Below are 20,321 nucleotides of genomic sequence, written 5' to 3'. Positions count from 1 at the left end.
AAATACTTAAGCAATCGGCGGACAGCCTAACTGCTCCTTTTGCACACTCAGTGATCCCACACGCGCCGGGCGACTGGTCACTTTACGCCGTTTTCAGCCGGTCTCCACAAGCAGAAACCGGTCATAAGCGGACGTTTGATCTATCAACGAAACGAGGGTGATTCAAAGGTTGGCGTGGAACTGCATCGCGAAGTATGCGGAGTCGTTTGTCGAACGCTGAGCCATTAATTGAGGAAGGCAGTCAGTCGTGTTGCGGATTTGCATTCGACGTCCGTGACCTCGTAGAGCCTCTTGAACATGGTTGCTGGCAGGAATCTAGCCGGAGCAGCGGCCTACCAGGAAGACTACAACGACCAACAACGCCCAAAGCACATACCTATTGGCCGGGCGACCAGTCTGGGGTGGGGTGTCAGGGGCATGCCGGCCAGTTGCATAGTGCCGCACCCCCTCCCGTGCCGCATACTCGGTTTTTCCCTTGGCATGCCCACTTAGCATCGCCAATTGCTCCCTCAGTTGAGCGTTCTCCCGAGTCAGGATATCTGCGTTTTCGCTCAGGGTGCGTGTGCGCTCGACCAGCGCCTCCCGCTCAGTAACCGTGCGAATCGCGTCGGCCAATGTCTGCCCCAACACCGATGGTGTGGCGAACGCTTGGTCTGCGTGTTTGTCCAGTAACAGCACATCTTTGTCGTGGCCGAGTGCGGTATAGAAAGCTCGACCACTCGCCAGTAGCGCGGCTGCCACTTCATACGAGTCACCAATGGCTGTCAGTCCGCCGCCTCCGCCGCGGGAAATGACCAAAACCTTGATGGCAGGATTACGGCAGACCTCGAGTAAGTCCTCAATGAAGCAGCCAGGCTTCATGAAGTTCGTTACCACGTGCCGACAATTGACAATCGCTGGCACGGCTGAAGCTGCATTAGTCAGGTCCTGCCAGGCGGTATCCGTGGTGAGGAATGCCACCGCGCTTGGGCCATGCCTGGCGACCGCCGCCTCAAGCGTCAAGCGCGGCTGATGCCGGGCGAGCGGGGCGAGAGCCTCTTTGGTCCGTCCATCGTCCTGCGAAGCGTCTTCAGGCAACCAGTTGCCGACCTTGTCGCCCACCAAAATCACCTCATGGGTGGTGCGTAAGGCTTCTGAGGGTTTGATGCGCAAGGTGCCATGCAGAATCACCGGCTCGTTGTTTTGGATGCTGACATACGGCTGCAGCTCAAATCGGATGGAGGCATCACCGAGCCCGCCTAGGCGCCCATAAATTTTCGAAGCCCGAATGCCTCCTGGCTTTTTCCAATAATGCACTTCGGTGGCAATCCCTTTCACAGTGACCGAGCCAGTAGGCGCTGTGATCTTCAACAGGTTGTTGAGGGATTCGGATGTAAGCGCAGGGGCCGCCATGGGGACGGCATCGGATGACATTTCAGTAACGTTATTCATTGCAACAAGCCCAAAATTTACGATGTGAACGGTGAGCTGAGGGCTGATCGGCAGCGCTAGCCAGCCCGCACCAGAGCCAAATGTTTTTGAACGACTCACCGCAGCGGCTGCTTGGCGCTTCGCGGTGAGCTTTTGGTCAACGATTACTGGGGGGCACAGAGATCGCTTCGACAAACAGATTAATGCTGCCCTTTCGGAATGCACTCGGATCGAACACGGTGCTCGAAAAGGCCTCCTTGAGTGCCGTGATTTGCTCCGGACTAAAGTTCTCCTCGATGTAATTGGGACCGTAGGCAGAGTTCTCGGCGTAGTTGAGCAGGATGTTGGAAAGACCAATTCTAAGAGATCCATTATCCAGTTTGAGCAGGCGCTCAATCGCATCCTTGAAGGTTTGGTTTCCCTTGGAGAATGTAAAGATGAAATGCGTCCTGCCAGCTTCTGGAAAAACATTGAGCATTACGTTTTTCATTTCCAGGCATCTTGTCGCGCGCGACAGAGCCATCCGCCGTTCATCCTGCTCGGAGATGATGCGATTACCATCGTGGTCGAAGTACGGGATATACGACGTGCAGCAAGCTACTGGGCAGGCTCCCTCGAGAGAGTGATAAACATGTTCGAATTCCGATGGGTGATCATGGTCTATCGCACCCGTCAGGTCGTCGCAAATCTGGCGCAGCTCCGCGATGTTGTGTTCGCACTGCTTGTGCCTAATCTTAATTTGCTGCTTTGCCGCGCCCTCCAGCATCGCTTTCTTAATGAAGGGTGGCACCTCCACGAGGCCTTGCAGGATCAGCGGAAGCATCGCCTGGAGGTGGGGCGGGAAATCTTCTACGCCAAGCTTGTCTCCCAGTTGGATCTCACAAAGTCTCTTCGACTCAAGATTGGCATGAAGCTCCTTGGCCGCAGCGCGGTAAGCGTAGATATCCTTTTGCTTAGCCGTTGCGGTGAACACCACATCCTCAATGGGCTGAAATATTGATTTGTCGTGCCACCCGCAGAAGCCACTGAAGGTACTGAATTTCTTGATTCCTTCCAGCTTGAACTCTGGAATCATTGATGTCATGTCGTCTGCGGGAGCGAGACCCAGGTAATAAACCTTCCCTGAACCGCCATCCGCGATAGATGCGAGAATTTTCCCCCGCTGAATGGAATGGGCCTGCACAATTTTACCGGCGCATCCCGCTTGCTCATCTCCACCGCGTAAGCACCCTTTGACACTAGCCTCTTTCTGCTTCTGGCCCAAAGTCTTGTTGAATTCGATCTGATCCTGATTCACTTATCCCCCCTCACTCCATGTCGGCAGACGTCAACCTTATTAAAATCCGACGCGACGATGCGGCTGCGCAAATATGTGTTGTTGTGCAATTAAGCCCTGAGCGGCGCAATACGTTGCAGATCCTCGCTCAACGCAATGCCATAGGCATCTGAGAGGTTGGCAATCTGCAGTCCGATGGCATTCCTAAGCGTTGCCAGTGCATCGCTGAACTGAAGCCATTCAGGATCACCCCCATTACAGCGCAATGTCCTCAGGTCTGATGATTCAACCACATTGAAGAATGCCAAGATGGTCTTGGTCAGTGACAGCAAAATTCCATCAAGTGGTGTTCCATCCAGCAGTTCGGAGCGAATGGCAGTGAATCGCGAGCGAAGATCGTCCAACGATTGTCTGACGCGGTCGGGAAATTCGGCGTCGAAAGTGACCCACAGCGACCGGCGATCCTCCATGGAAGCGATGATTTTCTTCGCAATTTGCGGCTCCATGCGACCGCTCTGGAGCAATGCGAGACTGCGCGAATACCCTTCGGTGCGAATTTCCGAAACCATGGTTTCGTGGTCTGTCTTCCATTTTCTAAGCTGGTTGTCAGTGTGTCCGAGTTCATCGCTGTCTACGATGACTCCGCATTCCCTGCACAGCCAAATGCCGTTTTCAATCGATACACGCTCTTCAGGGGTTTGCGTTGCCTTGTAGCGGGGGCCTAGCTTGGAAGCCGCATGAATATGCGCAGCATGGCCCGTGGTCAGGGCTTTGGTCGGCACCGAAGACGGTCCGACGGTGAGCTTGAGGCAACGCGGATTGGAACAAAAGTGCGCTGCCCGGAGGGCAAGCGCTGTCTTAGTGGCGGCGGTAAAATTGTCTCTCGTGGTCACTACCAAACTCCCTGTGCAGTAAATGGCGATTTGGGGCGTCTTCTTCACGCAATGATATCGCTTTGACATCGCCAATCTCCAGTGATTGACTCGGGATGTGATCGCGCCGGTCAATGGGCCGTGCTGGCCAGCGGGATGCCCGGTGATGAACGCGCGTTGCCCATCCGCGCCGACGCCCGCGTGCTGGGCGCGACGCTAAAAGCCGGTCAGAGCTTGAGCACCGTTTGCGCTATGGCTCGCCACGCCTATTTGGTGCCGACGCTCGGGGCAGTGAGGGTCAACGGCGAAAGGGTCGACGCAGGCAGCGGCGTGGCCATGACCGACGAGGCGTTGCTGGTGGTAGAGGCCATCGACGATACCGAAGTGGTAATGGTCGAGGTGTTTTGAGCATGAATACGATCATCATGACCGGCGGGACTTTTGGACTCGGTGCGGCGGCCGCGCAGCGTTTGAGCGCGTCCCCTGACACCCGGCTGATCATTGGTGGCCGAGAAACCCATATACCGCTCGACCTCGCCAGTCAGAGCAGTATCAGGCGATTCGCCCGGCAAGTGCTCGACACACTGGGCAAGAGCAGGATCAACGCCTTGGTCCTGAATGCCGGGCTGAGTTTCCCGACCGTAGCGCGCACGGAAGACGGCTACGAAACCACGTTCGCGGTCAATCACCTGGGGCACTATCTACTACTGCGTCTACTAGCACCGTTACTGGCGCGCCATGCAATCGTGGTGCTAACCACCAGCAATACTCATGATCCGCGGTACAGCCCGGTCGCGCCGTTTGCGTTTGTTGATGCACAACAACTCGCGCATCAGGACCTCGGTAAAGGCCCGCGTGGCGAGGTGGCATTCGAGTCCGGTTTCCGAGCCTATGCTACGTCCAAGCTGTGCAACCTGCTGACGGCCTTAACTTTCGCCAACTCAAACGAGGCCAAGGCTCGGCGCTTGCGGATTATCGCGTACAACCCAGGCTATACCCCCGGTACCGGCCTGGGACGCAATTTGCCGAACGGCACGCTACCGGAACCAGCCATGGCACTAAGCCCCTACTTCGCCGAGAACATGCGTATTCAGGCTGGAGAGGTCCTGGCCGACCTGGCGCTGGGGCGAATCGTTCCGCCCATAGGGTATTTTTATGCGTCGTTGGTTAGAGGTCAACTGACATGGCCAGAGCCATCAGAACTGGCTTGTCGTGAGGATGTTGCTCAGCAACTATGGGGCGACAGTGCTGTGTTGACGGCGATGGACTGTGATTAGTTGTAGGGCACCCACCCTCGCCTATCGGGCACTGGCATCGTTTAAAGTCCTGGATACTCAGTTGAACAAAGGTGACTGGATTCTCACCAATGCTCCATTACGTCGACTGTCGGAGCCGGCATTCAATCAACCAAGCCCCTTCCCCGCCAAGAGCGTCTGGCTACTCCTCGCTACTCGAATTATGATGCTGGCAGCTTGGCATTGCGCGCGCCGTCGACAGAAGCGTTTCTGGGCTGCGTAGCTATCCAAACGCGAGATGGATCTTGAGGCCCACATTTCACTGTATCGTCCTCAAGGGCTAACGTCCGCAAGGAAAGCGCGCTATCCACACAATGCCAGTCACTCAACGCTAGGAGCGAAAATTGGCCGTAGAAGAAGTGTCATTCGTCACCTCAGAGGAAGAAACCGCGATAAGAGAGGACAGGACAAACGCTCCCGAACTGTTCACTTTTGACTGCGGGCAGCTTCCTTTCGAACGCATGGGTGATGCTCATTTCGAGCTTTTGGTAGCCGATATCTACAGAGCCGAGCATGAGGATGGCACTCAAAACTGGTATGACACTGTAAGCCGCCTGAATGATGGCGCCGACCAAGGTCGAGACGTTGTCATGTACAAAGGGGGAATCCCGACAGGAGTAATACAGTGCAAACGTCTTAAAAAAAATCTTGATTTGGCCTCGGTCACTTACGAGATCTGCAAGTTTTTTCTGTATGCACACATCAGACCCCAAATTGCCCCTCAGCCTGGAACTGCCTTTAGATACTTCTTCGCAGTCGCCGATAGCGTTACCAAGGACGCTTTCGAGTTCTTGCAGGAATCGGGGCAGAAGCGTTTCGACGACAAACTTTCCTCATTTCAAGAGCAATGCGGAAAAATTCTCGAAAACTCCAAAACGCTTCAAAAAAATCCAACTCTCAAAGGCCTTTCTCCCGCACAGCTATGCGAGATTGTGTGGCAGTGGATACCCCTTTTAGAAACGAAAATCCTGAAAAAAGATAGCCTCTCCAGTTTGGTGCGCAAGCACCCAAAGGTGAGGAGTACCTATTTCAAACTGGATTCAGATGCTACCGAGATAATCGAGGTCATTCGTCAGTATCTAGCATCCCAAGGTGGAACACTTTCTGGAGCTGATGAGGCCTATCTTCAGAAGATTCGTACAGAGTACGTCGATCAAGAGTTACGTGAGGGAGACCAGCTCAATATTGGCCTCATCCAAGGCACCGATTTGATCCCCTTCCTGCAAGGCATGCTTGCTCCAGAAGAGGGAGCCTTTGAACAGAATTTCGGCAATCGCCCTGTGGTACTGACAGCGGGATCAGCGGCTGCAACTCACACACAATGGCACGACATAAACGAATTGGTGAAAGCCTATCCGAACCCCCTCGTGTTCATGGTCGGATGCGGAGAAGTCACCGGCTCCGTGCTTCTCAGTTGGAAAACAGCCGATGGAATGTCTTGGATAGATCCTTCCTGGAAACCAGCTGCAGCACCGAAATTCAAAGCGGGATGGTGCTGGGTTACCGACCCTGCCGAAGGAATCATCAACTGCTATATCTTGGTCGAAAACGAGCCTAAAAATGCGAGCTTTGGTCGCGGTAGTGTTTCTCTACGACTGGCCTTCAAAGACGTTATCGTCTGGCCAACATTAGGAAATGACTTTACCAACTCAGTCCTGAGCAAAAACTCCCAATTGCGCAGAATCATCGCAAGCCAAGCCGAAGACAGACTCAAACGTCCAAATTTGATTCTGGCATCTCAGCACATCTCTGACCTAACAGATGTCGTGAAATCTCTTTTGGACTACCACGCACGTCGATTAGCGTCCCCAATTGCGGTTGCGGCCGCTAACAGTGAGCGGCTACGTGATTGCCAGTTGAAGCTTCACAGCGCCACAGGCGTATTTCCTTCTACAGACAGCGAATACAATACCCGTTCGAGCCCACCTGCAATGCAGCCACCAAGTCGTGTGATGCGCAGGAGCACCAGCGGTGGTCTGACTCTTACATTAACGTGGGATGCGAATCTCACGCTGGAATGTGCGAAGGGTCATAGATTACAAGGAGGCGTCGTCCAAGATGATCTAGTGCCGGCAACGCTGGAATTTCACGAACTCTTCGATCGACATCCGCCTGACGCTGATTGCCTCGACGTGGTTAAGAAGGAACTCGCACAGCTCAATAACCTCATCCAAGCGGAAGGTATCAAGGACTCAAAGGACTTTGCCTATCAGACCCGGTATGGGGTGACATCAGCGAAAGAATTCACATTGGAGGATTTGGCGTGCGCCGGAAGATATGTGATGAAGGCGGTGCAAGCTCTGAGCTACCTCAAATCCCACAAGGATTCGGCATGGATTACTGAGCCAGGGACAAAGGGCCATCTGCAGTTCAGTGACCCCAATGAGGGTGATTACAACGTACTGGCGTGGACAAACGACGAGTATCGTGTAAGGCATATGGCGAACGATCTTTATCGATGGGCGAGAGATACTTCCAACCATCCACAGCTCGTCGTATTCGCTAATGGTGTTGGGAAGGTTAAAGATGAAAAGCCCAGTGAGCCCAGTGACTCAAACGAATCTAGCCGAGAGCGTTTCGACATCGCGACTGCGCCTAGTGTGAAAGGCTCCTTCACCGACGTCGCAATGGTAAACAGAGTCTACTTTTTTGCCCTCAATGAGATTGAGTCAATGTACGACGAGGCTGATGCCATATCGGCTGAAGATTTCATGGATGACATATCATCTCGCAGGAAACACCTAGATGCTTAGTGAACTGATAAAGCTCTTGGATGAGCGCGCGATCGACGCGGGCTTCACGTCCCCCGAAGACGATATCCTGGTATTCGCTGATGACCCGCACTGGCCTGGCCCTCCTTTGACGACACAAGTGAAGTATTGGTCGACAAAATTCGCGTCGGTTCTGCTTATACAAATCGACTGCAAAACGCCCGAAGAGGCTTGGATACAAACGAGGCATGCGGAAGCTTTTCTGGATGCTGCACTCCTACGACTCGAAAGAAAGGGGTCAGTGGTTGATGGTTATCTTGTCCTGGCGTTGACAACGTTGACTGACGAACTCAAGCAGTTCATCAATGATGTTGAGAGGGATACACGCTTCGTAAGGAAACACGTCGTCTTCCAGAATGCTAATGGCTGGCAGCGTTGCCAACGTATCACACCGTTGGGGCTGGTAGGCCCAACGGAGCAGGCCGAATATTCTGGGTTTGTGCCTGAAAATAAACAAATGACTGATCTTTTGGCATCCCTTGCGACATCAAAAGGGAAGGAGCTAGCGCGCCATCATGGAAAGAAGTGGGATCTGAATGAGTAACTTACCTATCAAATTTCTTTCAGTGGAGATCAGGAATTTTCGTGGCGTTCCTGATTTTCTGCAGATCCCACTCAACGCACCGTTGACCATTATTCATGCAGCGAACGGCACAGGTAAAAGCACCATTTGCTATGCATTAGAGTGGCTGCTCACCAACAAAGTGGACGACCTTCCAACAACCACAGATTTTTCCTGTCAGTGGGGGTTAGGTGAAACTTCGGTCAGTGCTGACTGCGAGATAAATGGCGAGCTACATCATCTGGAGCGAGTCAACGGGAAAGCCTCAATCAAAAAGCATGGGGAACGTAGAAAAAAGCAGATTAAGGATGCCGCCCTGCTTGAAATGCTCACACCGTCCTCAGTTTTGGGTAGTAGCACTAAAGCCACGACCAAGGCGCGTCGCGACTGGCTCCGCAATTGCCGGTGGTTGTATGCAAATTCATTGGCCCTGCTTGTTGACAACAGCAAGTCGGAACTCCGGCAGCAAATTTTTGCTGACATACTTGGGTTGGGCCACCTTGCGAGCACGCTTAGCAATCTGAAGGAATACCGAGGTGACCTCCCCAGAGTTCACGGACTGGAAACGAAGCTGCAGAATCTCATTGCTGAAATTCATGCGCTTGAAGAAAAGCTGAAAGCAAGCCAATCCGGGCGCGAGCAAGTCGCTTTCAAGTTGAGCACGATACTAGAAGGGTTTCCTGGTACTCCGGTGACAGGCAATCTTCTAGATGATTTCAAAACAGCGCAATTGGAAGTCGCCAAGCTTCTGCAGGCCGCTCAGCGCCAAAAGAACATACTGAGCGAACTGCTGGAGGGATGGTCAGGGTACGAATCTAGCCTGCAACAGCTCGAAAGTAGTCGGAGTTCGCTAGCAAACATTACCCAGACCAGCACCACCTTGACCAATGACCATCGTCGACTAGCTGAACAACTCGCCACTGTCGAAACCAATAGAGCACAAGGTAAGATAGGCGTTGATTGGGCAAGAAAAAACACTGATGCGCTCAAGGCCTGGGAAGCCATCACTTCGGAGCCAGCCTTCGCTCGTGCATTCCCTCAAACTGACCTAAGTTTCCAGCTCTTAGAGCAAAACTTCGTTGAGTATGCCTGGGACAGTGACAAACAGCAGCGTTGGTTGAATTCGATTGAATACCTGATCAGCAATGGGGATGTCTTGTTAGATCTCCTTAAGGTCAAACGAGATCTATCCAGCAATATCGTCCAGCCGCCGGTCAATATGGTGGAGCTATCGAAATCTGCCGATGAGGCTAAGCAGGCGAGGATTACAGCGCAGGGGGAGTTCGACGCTCTTTCAAATGTGATAAATCGTTTGAGGGCATTGGGGCACGAAGCGGCACATTCCCTTACGAGCGGCCACTGCCCTCTATGCGACCATGACTGGAAATCGGCTGATGCACTACGGGGGCAGCTTTCCACTGCCAACCTCACGCCCGAGTTGCAGACAGCAAGCCGCAAGCTAGTGGATGCTCAGTCGAATGAACAGCTCTGGGTAACGACAGTACACAACGCCAACCTGCAGCAATCCTCATTTGAGACTTACACCGCTCGTGTTAAATCTGCGAACGATAAACTGAAGCACATTGAGGAAAGAACAAGCTATCTGAGCATCATGGGTAAGCCTGATTTTTCAGACTCTGATATTAACGATTTTCCACACCTTCTGGCGCGTATCAAGTGCGCGATTGGTGCGAAGAAAATCGCTGAAGTTATGACCCAAGTTGAGGATTTCTTTCAGATTCCGTCCTCACCGAACGCAAACACTGGCATTGCCGAAGCGCGTGAGGTGCTTGAGAGATACACCCAGCACTTCCAGCAACAACTTGATTCAGCCAGTTCTGAGCAGCCAAGTCTCGCCCGATCAGTGATGGAGAAGCTCGAAAGTATTCAGGCCAAAACCCGAGAGGCGCACCAGGTCAACTCTAGCATTGCAGCAATTTCTCAAGTGGTGAATCGCTTTCAAAGTCAATGGAACGAAGTCATTGGTATTCTCCCTATCTCTAAGGACTTGCACACTGCCACCCATGCAAATGTGGAAGTAGAACTCCGAAGAGCCGAGGGGTACGAATCAGAGCTCCGTGAGTGTCAGATCTCCCTGAATATCGATTCTGACTCTGAGCAGTTGATCAGGCTTCAGAGAGAAAAATCAGTGGTCGCTGAAAAGCTCCAGACGGGCCTGAGCCACATACTGGTAGCAGACAATGCGATTACTCAATATGGCGATCATGTTCGTAATGCGACCGTGTCTAGCCTTGCCCCTCTCCTGGTGCCAGCGACTGAATTGTTCTCCCGGATGCACGCGAATGAGGTGTATCACCAACTGAGTGTTTCTGGGAACGACCTGAACTGGATGGTGTTTGCTGAAGGTCATGAGGCACCGTTGGAGGCAGAGGAAAAACTCAGTCAAGGGCAGCGGCAAGATTTGGCGTTATCTCTCTATCTTGCCAGAGCAAAAAATACCGGTGGCAGCTTCCTCTTGGATGAGCCAATCGCTCATTTGGATGACCTCAATCGTGTAGCCATGTTGGATATTTTCAGGCTCGTCGCAACCTCAATGCCGAACATGAATCTGATCCTGACGACTGCAAGCGACAGTTTGGCCCGTCATCTGGCGCAAAAATTTTCCAGCCTCCCAGATGTCCACCTGCTGAACACAATTTATCTGGAAGGAAATCCCCGTACAGGCGTCAAAGCAACTGTGACTAGAAATTCAACAGGTACAGCCGCGTGACCCTTACATACCGTCGTGTGTAACTCATTTTTATGCGCTGTTAACTGCGGTGGTTAACAGCGCGTAAAATAGGTTTACCAGGTGGTGAATTAGCCGCATGGAGTACCCACGTCGAGAGGGCAGCCTGCAAACCGTGGAATTACCTTCCAGGCCCCGAAGGACTGAATGTGGGGGTGGGTGCTGGTGGCGGAAGCAGTACCGGTCCAGGGAAAAGCGTTGGTGCATATTCATGCAGTGAAATTGCACCTACCATCAGCCCGTCAGCTGAAACACCGATTACCGCAGACATTGCCTGCGCCGTTACGTGCCCTAACCCTCGACCACGGCCATCCTCTTCCTTATGCTCAGCCAAAGCATGTAGATACTCATCAAAAACGAGCTTGCTCACCCCATGCTGTAAAACTGTTATCCCGTCAAAATAGACACCAGCTACAAAATATCGCTGGGCCAAAAGCTCCAAATTCGTATGACTATCCATGGCGAGCTCACCAAACACGATGAAATGATGCTTGTATTGACTTAAAGCAGCTTGAGCATCCCCATAGTTTTCGAAGAGAGTTTCTTCAGTTGGGACGTCTGAAAGGCTGCGCTTAAACTCCACAAGTACTAGCCCACTGCCCTTGCCAAAAATTGCATCACCAGCAGTCCTTTCATAGCGTCCTGACAGAGGTGCCGCAAAGTCGCACATCCCATTTGCCACGACATCGGCAACAAACCTGTACTCGACAGTTTTTTCCCACCACATGTAATTACTCCTATCTCAGCTGATCCTAAATTCAAGTGCAGTGCTTTCAAACATCAACATTTCTGACGTTAAAACCCCGGGCAAAAGGTAGGGCAATTGCGCCTACCCCTTTACTTTGATGCACACCAACAGATGTTCACTTCTGGCCGATTGCTGCCGGTTAGGACGGGCAGCAATCAGCTAATGGAACCGTCGGGCTAGCCTATTCGAAGCTACCAGTACGCTCGCGCTCTTCTTCGTCCTCGCGAAGCTCTTCCGCTGCAATTCTTCGTTCGAGGCTCGCTCTAGCTGTCGCCAATACTGGCTTCAGCTCTTCCGCGTTGCCGAGATTCAGTGCATCGAGAAGCGGAATCCGTTTCTTCAGGATTTCGGCCAAAGAACCGGACCAGCCTGAAGGCGTAAATCGCATTAAATAGCACTCGACTACAGCCTTCTTATCAGGAGCATTAGCGAGCACTGCGAGCCCGGCCTCCGAAATAACCAACTCAGAATCGTCCACTGAGTCGATGTTGGCATGCTCTTCACTCGCTCGATTTCGAGTATCGAACAGCTTACAGCTCTGTGCCGCGAACACGTAACGATCAGACGGCGAGGTATTACACCAATCGATCAATACATCCACTGGGACTACGCTGAGTGCTGTCTCTTTCCGATTACTGTGAGGGTGCCCAATCACCGGCGACATCTGACCGAAGTGAGCTTCTTCACCGGGAACATAGATTGCGTCGAGCGCTCGTCGCGGCATGTGCCTGAGGAACGGCGAGATGGCGTCTTTGATGGCATCCCTATCGAAATAACTACATTCCGTCGTGCGCGCAAAGGCAACTAGACCGTTCAATACCTCCAGCGCTGCTTCGGAAGAAGCTAATCGCTTCAGCGAAAACTCCAATATGCTTTCAAGGCGGTAACCGCTATTGGCACGATCCCCCAGAGCCTTTCCCCATTCGGCTGCGCCCAGAAGATTTAGGCAGGTTGCCGCCAAGGACTCCTTATATGCATCATCGTGATCTGCCGCGCAGTGGACGACCATGGAAAGGACGTCGAGAAAAACGACACCACCATCAGGCAGCAGTGCTATCGCAGAAAGCAGCTCGCCAATCTCTGCAACAGAAAATGAATCAGTTTGTCTGCCCATCCCGAGATAGGAGTATTGCCAGGCAGGAGTACTTCCAGCCTTGATTGATTGGTGGATTCGAGCGTAAGCCGCTTGGTTCATCGGTATGCTGCAATGCAGGTCCATGATCCACTTGACCCAAATTGCATCACTCACCGCGCTGTCGAGGAAATTCTCGGCAGAAGCGGGAGATGCTTGATGCCAGCCGTTGAGCAAGCCGCGAAGGAACAAGACACCGACTGTTCCGGGCGTGGCAGTGGCGATATGTTCCTTGGCCGCATCCAAAATCCAGCTCGGGTCCGCAATCTGCTTTCCAACCCCAACCCCCAAATGAAATGCACTGGCTCCTGCCTTGGTTGAGATCAATTGCGGGAGTAGCTCCAAGAGAAGGCCTTCAATGGTGGCAGCAGCCTCCCCAAGCTCCTCCACGGCTTGGTTTGATCTGCGGATGCGCTCACCAGCCGTTTCAGCGCGCTGATCTGCATCATCGTCATCAAGATATAGGTCGAATTGATTCGATTCTAGAAGTCGAGCTCGAATCATGTCGGGTATAGCCTTCGGCTTGAGAAAATTCTCCAGCTCGCGCAGCTCGTTCTGAATTGACTCGTCGCATTTGCCCAAGTCAAAGCGAAGGATGCTTTTGACTCCAAACCAACCTTGAGGCCAGCTCACGACTGAAGCCAGCTCTATTACGGCTGCACACACTTCTGGCCTCAGATTCGTGCCAACCCAAAGTCCTCTTAAACGGCGACCCAAAATAGACCTGCAACTTTCAGCAAGGTCGGACTTCTGCTTACCAATGTCGAGTGCCATGCGGATGAATGGCATAAACCATGCCTCAACGTCTGAGCGGGATACCGGAGCCCATCCATCGCTCCGCTTTCGAGCTCCGAAATCGAGTCTGCTCACGGAGGTAAAATGCCCTGCCTCAAGCGCCGCATCGAGCGCCAACAGCCCCAACTGCTCTCGCTCGGCATCGCCGGATTCAAGCAATTTTCTGACGAACGCTGCTCTTTGCTTTGGGGGGGCATTCGTACCGGATAGCACGCAGAAAAACAGAGACTTCAGAATTTCCACAATAGATTCTTGTCCCCTATTTCCCTGGGGATTTTCCAAGGCGAACCGGACAAGAATATCGGCGGCGATATCGAAATCTTCTTCTTCGAATGCGATGGCTTTCAACGTATGCGCATACTGAGCACGCTTGCTGTTTTCGTCCGAAAGGAAGCTAGGGATATTGGCGGCCCGTCCAATCGCCGCTAGGGCAACCCTCGGAGATACAGGTGCAATGTTGTGAAAGATCTCATGGCCAATGTCATTGAGAGCCGTTAGGTCGCCAAAACGCCCGGATGGCGAGAGCCAGTCCCGTATGAGCTCGGCGGCTTTTGCGCTTTCATGTAGGTAACCAAGTCGCCGCGAGAACGACCGGACAACACGGTCGCTAGCGGTATCGACAAAGATATTCACGATTTGCGATTTGGGTATCACTTCTAGTGCCTGGGCTGCGAGTCGATTGGCAATCGCGTGTGGCAAAACAGCACGCCATTTGCTACGCGCCTGTACGAGACCTCTTCGTTGTAGATCAACCACTTTCCTCTGTAGGGTGATCAATGAAACGTCAGCAACAGCGGCAATTTTGTTGAGTTCTGACCCAGGGCCATCGTCCTCGCCTTCGAACGAGTAAAGGATACTGGCCGCTTCCGCGCATCTGAGGAGATCTTCATTCTCGACGTTCTTCTGATGAAACAGACGCTTGAACAGCTCGGAGTCTCGCAACCGTGCAAGTTCACCAGTCGTCGTTACCGTCGCTGCCAACGCAAACGCGACGCGAGCGTTACCGTCTGAGAATGCCGTGATGGTATCAACATCACTGATTGATAGGACCGGATAGCGCCGCTGAAGAAGCTGCCTGATTACATCATCGGAGGAGCCTTCAAGACGGTAGCACCTCGTGGCGTCTGGTAAGTCGTCTCGAACGTCGTACTCAACTGTAACCAGGCCAATCTTGTTGCCAGATGTCTTAAGCAGCTCGGTGAGCTTCTGATGTGTGTCAGCTCCGCAATTGTCCACGACGAGAACACACTGACTTCCGTCTTCAATCAGCGCTTCGAGCATCGCTGACGGTTGAGGTGAAGGTCCGTCTGAAAGGTCCGTGTACAGCACGTCATCAGCACTCAGTGCAGCCTGATTCGCCTGTACACGCGGATCGAAGAGCGCCTGTACTAATCTCGTTTTGCCGACGCCAGATAAGCCGACAATGCGTACGCTTGCCCCCTTCGACAGGTCGATACGCAGGCGATCAATGGTGGCCGAGACATTAATGCCCTTCTCTGCGTCAGGCGTGAACACTTTGACTCGATCATCGAGTAAATATTCTGAGTCGACGGTCGACTCCTGGTAGGCCCAACCCGAGTATGGGCGCCAACCCACCAGTGGCTTGCCTAGCTGGTGTTTGACCCAAGCTACGATCGCTGGGTGTTGCTCGACCCAGTCTGCAATCTTTCTTGCGTCATAGAAGGCAACATGCGGCGAGGAGCCGAGACCGTTGGCCGACAAGCAATCTCTCATCGCATTAAGACGTAGATCGAGAGCGGACTCGGAGGTGTCGTCTCGCGTCGCGGCAATGACGTAACTTCCTTTGGTCGTAGCGAGGTCGCGTATTGCTTGTCTTAGCACTCCCTTGGGCGCCATTTCCCCAGGTATCTTGCTGGGGGGGAACACTTCGGCTTTTACCTGAAAGGCTGTGTGGTCATTGGGCAGATAGCCAGATATCCCCAGTGGCGGATTTATCTCTACCCTGACATCCACCCCTCCATCTTTTGCTCTTTGATCGCCACCCCAGGTGACGGCCGACTCGGAGCCCCCGTGCTTGCGAATCTCAGCCCGACACAATCTTGCGATCAGTGCGCGCGCTTGCTCGTCGTTCAGGGCTTTTATGTCCGCTGTATCTACGTGAAATAGTGTATGCATTTTGGGGGCGTCAAGCTGACTGAAGCCTTAGTTTATAGCCTGAAGGCGCTTTTGACGCAGCAAGGACTGGAGAGACGTAATAGCCGAGGGTTGCTTCCACCCGGCTAGCATGGTTGCCAACAAAACCGGGAAATCCAGAATCCTCCGGGTATTCACCTCTGGCCGGTAGGACCCTTCTCGTGGTGAGGTTTGGCGTCTTCGGTGTAACTGCTTGGCAGCCTCGATGACTGCTATGGGGCCGATAGGTGCCTTCAGCCCTCGGCAACACGAACTGAAGATGCTACGACACCTGCAAGGTCCGCACAGACGGAAAAAACCAGCCGAAGCTGGTTCATTTTTTTCGAAAATTTCAAAGGTTTTTGTCAACAAAACTGAAAACCTCATGAAGCAGTCCTGTCAAAATAAGTGCGCAACTTATTGATTTTATAAACCATGAAGACTCATATTTTTTGAAGGCCCACAGTGACGAGCCGTCGGTTTAATTGCACAAAACTTGATAACAATCATTATTGTTCGCAGGAAGTCTTCCTAGACTCGGGTCCCTACTCGTCAGTGCTCAGGAAGACATTATGCGTACCCCTTTTTCGTTGTCACTCGCCCTCCTCTTGCTCTCACCACTGGCTCACGCCAAGGAATATCCGATCGGGGAGCCACAGTTGTGTCCGGGGCTGGAAGTCGGGGCGGTGTATCTGCAACCGATCGAGATGGAGCCTGTCGGCATGATGCGGGCCACTGCTGATTCCGATGTTCACCTGGAAGCTGACATTCGGGCCACCGCGGATAATCGACAAGGCTTTCAGGAAGGCAGTTTCGTGCCCTACCTCAATGTTTCGTTCAACTTGAGCAGAGCAGGCAACCCGGGCGAAATCAAGGGCGACTTCCATGCCATGGTCGCCAATGACGGCCCACACTATGGCGACAATGTGAAGTTGCTGGGGCCGGGCAAATATCGGCTGACCTTGACCGTCCTGCCGCCCAGCGGTCACGGCTCCCTCGGGCGCCATACCGATAAGGAAACCGGTGTAGCGCCCTGGTTCGAACGCTGCGAACTGCACTACGAGTTCATCTACGCCGGCATCGGTAAAAAAGGTGGCTATTGAATGAAGCGCCTGCCTCTTGCCTGGCTGATGGTGGCCGGAGCCGTTGCGCCGTTGACCGTCCGTGCCGAGTTACCGAGCTACGAACTGATCCTGCGCGATGGCCACTTCACCCCTGCCTTACTGGAGGTGCCGGCCGGACAGCGCTTCAAGATTGTCCTGAAAAACAGCGGTCAAGGACCAGCCGAATTCGAGAGCACGCCGTTGCGGGTTGAAAAAGTCCTGTCGCCGGGGGTGACAACCTTCGTGGTCATTCACCCCCTGAGTCCCGGTCACTACCCCTTCTTCGACGAGTACAATCCGCAACTGCCCGAGGGCGGCATCCTCGCGAAATAACCCGCGCATGCACGGAGTTTCCATGAATCAATCAATGTTCATCGTCTGGCGCGAAAGCGTCGAGGCGCTGCTGGTGATCGGCATTCTCCAGGCCTGGGCCAGCCAGCAAGGCCGGGGTAATCGACTGGTCAAATTCCTGTGGGCCGGTGTGATGCTGGGGTTGATGCTCTCGGGCCTGCTCGCAGTGCTGATTCTGTTTGCCGGCGAGGCCATGAGCGGTTCTGCCAGTGAATGGTTCCAGGCCGCACTGGCACTGGTTGCCAGCCTGCTGATGGTACAAATGGTCGGCTGGATGCATCGCCACGGGCGCACGCTCAAGCATGACTTGCGACGACACGCCGATACTCACCTGGCCCGACAGGGCGGTGTAGGGCTGTTGCTGCTGGCAATGCTCGCGGTCAGCCGCGAAGGCAGCGAAACCGTGGTGTTCCTCTATGGTGCCGGCGCTCGCTTGCGAGGCCCGCAACTCGGTTTGTTTGTGGTCGGCGGCGTATTGGGACTGGTGCTGTCAGCACTCACCCTTGCCCTGCTGCACAGCAGTCGCCGGTTCATTTCATGGCAGCGATTCTTTGCGATCAGCGAAGTCATCCTGCTCATGCTCGGCGCGGCGTTGCTGGTCAGCGGCACCGAGCGAATCGGCGGTCAACTGCTCGCCCTCGATTTGCCGGAGCAAGTTTACAGCGTCATTGGCGAAGCGCTTTGGGACAGCGGCGCATTGTTGAGCGACAGCCATGGATTAGGGGGCTTTCTTGCCGGCTTTGCCGGTTATCGAGCGACACCCAGTGGTATGACCTTGCTGGTGTGGGGCGGTTACTGGCTGTCCGTCGGCGGCTGGCTGCGGCAGCGTAATACGGGAAACGTCCCATGCCCGACCTGAGTCGCTGTAATCGATGGCTGCAGCGCCTGGGTGACGGGATGCGTCGCCATGCGCCCGTCATTCGCGCGGTGCAGTGGGCCGTTGTACTTTTCTATGCGCTGCTGGTGGTGATACCGGCGATGTTGCCACTACCGGACAGCCAGGCACGGATACTCGACAACCTGACCGTGCTCGCGCAGTTTTTGTTCTGGGGTATCTGGTGGCCGTTCGTGCTGCTGTCGATGGTGCTGTTCGGCCGACTCTGGTGCGGTGTTCTGTGCCCGGAAGGTTCCCTCAGCGAATGGGCCAGCCATTACGGTACAGGCCTGGGTGTGCCGCGCTGGTTGCGCTGGGGCGGCTGGCCAACCTTGGCGTTCTGCCTGACGACCCTCTACGGTCAGTTGATCAGCGTTTATGACTACGCTCAGGCGGCGTTGTTGATTCTTGGCGGCTCGACCGTGGCGGCGGTCGGCGTCGGGTTATTGTTCGCCCGGGGCAAACGGGTCTGGTGCCGCTACCTGTGCCCGGTCAGCGGGGTCTTTGCCCTGCTCGCCCGGCTGGCTCCCGTTCATTTTCAGGTCGATGAACAACGCTGGATGGACAATGCCGCACCCCGACTGCCGCCGCCCAACTGCGCCCCGCTGCTCGATATCCGCCGCCTGCAAGGCGCCAGTGACTGCCATGCCTGCGGACGCTGCAGCGGGCAACGCGGCGCGGTTCAGCTGATCGCCCGTTCCAGCAATCAGGAAATTCTTCACGCGACGGCGCAGACGCTGTCTCGCTGGGATGCACGGTTACTGCTGTTCGGCGTCATCGGCCTGGCTATGGGCGCGTTTCAGTGGACGGTCAGCCCATGGTTCGTTGCCCTCAAACAGACCCTCGCCCAATGGCTGATCGAACGCGACCTGCTCTGGGCGTTGCAGGACAATGCCCCGTGGTGGTTGCTCACCCATTACCCTCAGCTTAACGACAGCTTCAGTTGGCTCGACGGTTTCAGCATTGTCGTTTATCTGGGTTTGAGTTCGATGCTGCTCGGCACCACGTTGATGATCCTCCTGCGCCTGACGGCCCGCCTGGCGGGTGATCGTGCACTGTATTGGCCCCTGGCGCTGGCGCTCACGCCCCTGGGGGGTGCCGGACTGTTTCTCGGGCTGTCGGCAACCACCGTGAAATTGCTGCGCTATGAAGGCCTGCTGCTGGAATGGGTACAACCGGCCAGGGCCTGCCTGTTATTGGCCGCAATCAGTTGGAGTCTGCTGTTGGGCTGGAAACGGCTGGATCGAGAAAGTATTGCCCTGACGCGGCGCGTGTCCGGCAGCGTTTGCCTGTTGCTCGCCAACGGCCTGATCGGATTCGGCTGGTGGCTGCAATTCTGGGGCTGGGCCTGAGTATTCCAGCGTCCGGATATTGAACCGCCGCCTCGGTCAGCCCCGCAACACGAAGACTGGAAACAATTCGCGCATGGCTTCCCAAAGACCCGGTAGCAAGGCGTGTGCCGAAACACTCGGCAGCAGCGGATCGAACATCTGCTCGGTGCGCACCCGTTGCACGGCGAAGCGTTTGACGCCGAGTTCATTCAAGCGCTGCGCCAGAATCAATAGACGTGCCGGTTTGAACAGATGCCAATGCACAGTGGTACGACATTCGTAATCCACACCACTGGCCAGCAGATGCTCAAGGCTGCGCCAGTTCGCCGTTCCACTGCCCTCGACCCCGGTGATGGCCTGGCAATCCTCAGGCAACGCCTTGACATCGAAACCGACCCAATCGGCGCCGGTCAGTGCCTTGGCAAACGCCGCCGGCTTGATACCGGCGCTGTGCAGTCCGATGCGAAATCCCATCCCCCGCACTTCTTCCATGGCGCCGAGCAAGCCGTCTTGCAAGGTCGGCTCACCGCCGCTGAACACCACAGCATCGAGCAAGTCCTGACGTCGTTGCAGAAATGCCAGCACCCGCCGCCAATCCACTTCGTCAGTACCACGAGGCGGGATCAACTGCGGGTTATGACAGTAACGACAACGCCACGCGCAACCTTGGCAAAACAGCACGCAGGCGAGCTGACCCGGATAGTCGATAGTGGTCAGGGGCACCATGCCCCCAACCCGAAGCATTCGACTCATTGGCGCCCGGCCAATGCCGCGCTTTCAGTGAAGTGCACCCGCTCGCGGTGCTCGGACTGTTTACCCGAATTGAACGCCGATACCGGGCGATGATAGCCCATCACCCGGGTCCAGATTTCGCAGCGTTGACGTTGAGCCTGGGGCAGTGTTTGCGATGCAGTCATAG

General features: G+C 54.4%; 16 protein-coding genes. 9 read left to right on the top strand and 7 right to left on the bottom strand.

The window, feature by feature from the left end; translation table 11 throughout:
* Positions 1-315: 315 nt before the first annotated feature.
* The 3 genes from BLL42_RS25385 to BLL42_RS29840 all read right to left on the bottom strand — a co-directional run bounded on the left by BLL42_RS25385 (position 316) and on the right by BLL42_RS29840 (position 3,579).
* Entirely contained in the window at positions 316-1,530 is a 1,215-nt protein-coding gene (locus tag BLL42_RS25385) for a cell division protein ZapB (protein WP_174553339.1), read from the bottom strand.
* Positions 1,531-1,567: 37 nt separating this feature from the next.
* The gene (locus BLL42_RS25380; RefSeq protein WP_071555261.1) at positions 1,568-2,707 is read right to left on the bottom strand and encodes a hypothetical protein; all 1,140 of its coding nucleotides are present in this window, start codon (positions 2,705-2,707) and stop codon (positions 1,568-1,570) included.
* Between the two features lie 89 nt (positions 2,708-2,796).
* Positions 2,797-3,579 carry a DUF6650 family protein gene (locus BLL42_RS29840; RefSeq protein WP_071555854.1) on the bottom strand — a complete coding sequence of 261 codons (783 nt, stop codon included), beginning with the start codon at positions 3,577-3,579 and terminating at the stop codon, positions 2,797-2,799.
* 81 nt (positions 3,580-3,660) lie between these two features.
* Between BLL42_RS29840 and BLL42_RS25370 the strand changes: the two genes are divergently transcribed.
* From BLL42_RS25370 to BLL42_RS25350, 5 genes are all read left to right on the top strand, one after another.
* A complete protein-coding gene (locus BLL42_RS25370; RefSeq protein WP_071555259.1) occupies positions 3,661-3,966 on the top strand; it encodes a pirin family protein in 306 nt (101 codons plus the stop codon).
* Between the two features lie 2 nt (positions 3,967-3,968).
* A complete protein-coding gene (locus BLL42_RS25365; RefSeq protein ID WP_129586980.1) occupies positions 3,969-4,835 on the top strand; it encodes an SDR family NAD(P)-dependent oxidoreductase in 867 nt (288 codons plus the stop codon).
* A gap of 362 nt (positions 4,836-5,197) precedes the next feature.
* Positions 5,198-7,606, top strand: a complete 2,409-nt coding sequence (locus BLL42_RS25360) for an ABC-three component system protein (protein WP_071555256.1) — start codon at positions 5,198-5,200, stop codon at positions 7,604-7,606.
* Positions 7,599-8,168 carry a hypothetical protein gene (locus tag BLL42_RS25355; protein WP_071555254.1) on the top strand — a complete coding sequence of 190 codons (570 nt, stop codon included), beginning with the start codon at positions 7,599-7,601 and terminating at the stop codon, positions 8,166-8,168. Before BLL42_RS25360 ends, BLL42_RS25355 begins: the two co-directional genes overlap by 8 nt.
* Complete coding sequence (locus tag BLL42_RS25350; protein WP_071555252.1) at positions 8,161-10,917, top strand: AAA family ATPase; 2,757 nt, start codon at positions 8,161-8,163, stop codon at positions 10,915-10,917. The genes BLL42_RS25355 and BLL42_RS25350 overlap by 8 nt, the downstream gene beginning before the upstream one ends.
* 139 nt (positions 10,918-11,056) lie before the next feature.
* Here BLL42_RS25350 and BLL42_RS25345 read toward each other — a convergent pair whose 3' ends face one another.
* Both BLL42_RS25345 and BLL42_RS25340 read right to left on the bottom strand, forming a co-directional pair.
* Positions 11,057-11,662 carry a hypothetical protein gene (locus BLL42_RS25345; RefSeq protein WP_071555250.1) on the bottom strand — a complete coding sequence of 202 codons (606 nt, stop codon included), beginning with the start codon at positions 11,660-11,662 and terminating at the stop codon, positions 11,057-11,059.
* Positions 11,663-11,864: 202 nt separating this feature from the next.
* The gene (locus BLL42_RS25340) at positions 11,865-15,746 is read right to left on the bottom strand and encodes a hypothetical protein (protein ID WP_071555248.1); all 3,882 of its coding nucleotides are present in this window, start codon (positions 15,744-15,746) and stop codon (positions 11,865-11,867) included.
* A 569-nt stretch (positions 15,747-16,315) separates the two neighbouring features.
* Here BLL42_RS25340 and BLL42_RS25335 point away from each other — a divergent pair.
* Genes BLL42_RS25335 through BLL42_RS25320 form a run of 4 tightly spaced genes read left to right on the top strand, consistent with a single transcriptional unit; the run spans position 16,316 to position 19,423 of the window.
* On the top strand, positions 16,316-16,846 hold the full coding sequence (locus BLL42_RS25335; protein WP_071555246.1) for an iron transporter: 531 nt from the start codon (positions 16,316-16,318) through the stop codon (positions 16,844-16,846).
* A complete protein-coding gene (locus BLL42_RS25330) occupies positions 16,847-17,179 on the top strand; it encodes a cupredoxin domain-containing protein (RefSeq protein ID WP_071555244.1) in 333 nt (110 codons plus the stop codon).
* 22 nt (positions 17,180-17,201) lie between these two features.
* The gene (locus BLL42_RS25325) at positions 17,202-18,056 is read left to right on the top strand and encodes an FTR1 family iron permease (RefSeq protein ID WP_071555242.1); all 855 of its coding nucleotides are present in this window, start codon (positions 17,202-17,204) and stop codon (positions 18,054-18,056) included.
* Positions 18,044-19,423, top strand: coding sequence for a 4Fe-4S binding protein (locus BLL42_RS25320; protein ID WP_071555240.1), 1,380 nt, complete (start codon positions 18,044-18,046; stop codon positions 19,421-19,423). The genes BLL42_RS25325 and BLL42_RS25320 overlap by 13 nt, the downstream gene beginning before the upstream one ends.
* 36 nt (positions 19,424-19,459) lie before the next feature.
* On the opposite strand, the gene BLL42_RS25315 is transcribed toward BLL42_RS25320, so the two are convergent.
* Together BLL42_RS25315 and nrdD are read right to left on the bottom strand one after the other, a co-directional pair.
* On the bottom strand, positions 19,460-20,155 hold the full coding sequence (locus BLL42_RS25315) for an anaerobic ribonucleoside-triphosphate reductase activating protein (protein WP_174553338.1): 696 nt from the start codon (positions 20,153-20,155) through the stop codon (positions 19,460-19,462).
* The gene (gene nrdD / locus BLL42_RS30810; protein WP_071555237.1) at positions 20,152-20,319 is read right to left on the bottom strand and encodes an anaerobic ribonucleoside-triphosphate reductase; all 168 of its coding nucleotides are present in this window, start codon (positions 20,317-20,319) and stop codon (positions 20,152-20,154) included. Before nrdD ends, BLL42_RS25315 begins: the two co-directional genes overlap by 4 nt.
* Positions 20,320-20,321: the final 2 nt, after the last annotated feature.

Source organism: Pseudomonas frederiksbergensis (assembly GCF_001874645.1).
GTDB lineage: Bacteria > Pseudomonadota > Gammaproteobacteria > Pseudomonadales > Pseudomonadaceae > Aquipseudomonas > Aquipseudomonas frederiksbergensis_B.
Note: the sequence above shows the minus strand (reverse complement) of the source record. Positions and strands in the feature narration are given on the sequence as shown.

Excerpts from the sequence above, each read along its gene's own strand:
- BLL42_RS25365 (WP_129586980.1), top strand. The coding sequence starts at position 3,969 with ATGAATACGATCATCATGACCGGCGGGACTTTTGGACTCGGTGCGGCG.
- BLL42_RS25355 (WP_071555254.1), top strand. The coding sequence starts at position 7,599 with ATGCTTAGTGAACTGATAAAGCTCTTGGATGAGCGCGCGATCGACGCG.
- BLL42_RS25350 (WP_071555252.1), top strand. The coding sequence starts at position 8,161 with ATGAGTAACTTACCTATCAAATTTCTTTCAGTGGAGATCAGGAATTTT.
- BLL42_RS25345 (WP_071555250.1), bottom strand. The coding sequence starts at position 11,662 with ATGTGGTGGGAAAAAACTGTCGAGTACAGGTTTGTTGCCGATGTCGTG.
- BLL42_RS25340 (WP_071555248.1), bottom strand. The coding sequence starts at position 15,746 with ATGCATACACTATTTCACGTAGATACAGCGGACATAAAAGCCCTGAAC.
- BLL42_RS25335 (WP_071555246.1), top strand. The coding sequence starts at position 16,316 with ATGCGTACCCCTTTTTCGTTGTCACTCGCCCTCCTCTTGCTCTCACCA.
- BLL42_RS25330 (WP_071555244.1), top strand. The coding sequence starts at position 16,847 with ATGAAGCGCCTGCCTCTTGCCTGGCTGATGGTGGCCGGAGCCGTTGCG.
- BLL42_RS25325 (WP_071555242.1), top strand. The coding sequence starts at position 17,202 with ATGAATCAATCAATGTTCATCGTCTGGCGCGAAAGCGTCGAGGCGCTG.
- BLL42_RS25320 (WP_071555240.1), top strand. The coding sequence starts at position 18,044 with ATGCCCGACCTGAGTCGCTGTAATCGATGGCTGCAGCGCCTGGGTGAC.
- BLL42_RS25315 (WP_174553338.1), bottom strand. The coding sequence starts at position 20,155 with ATGAGTCGAATGCTTCGGGTTGGGGGCATGGTGCCCCTGACCACTATC.
- nrdD (WP_071555237.1), bottom strand. The coding sequence starts at position 20,319 with ATGACTGCATCGCAAACACTGCCCCAGGCTCAACGTCAACGCTGCGAA.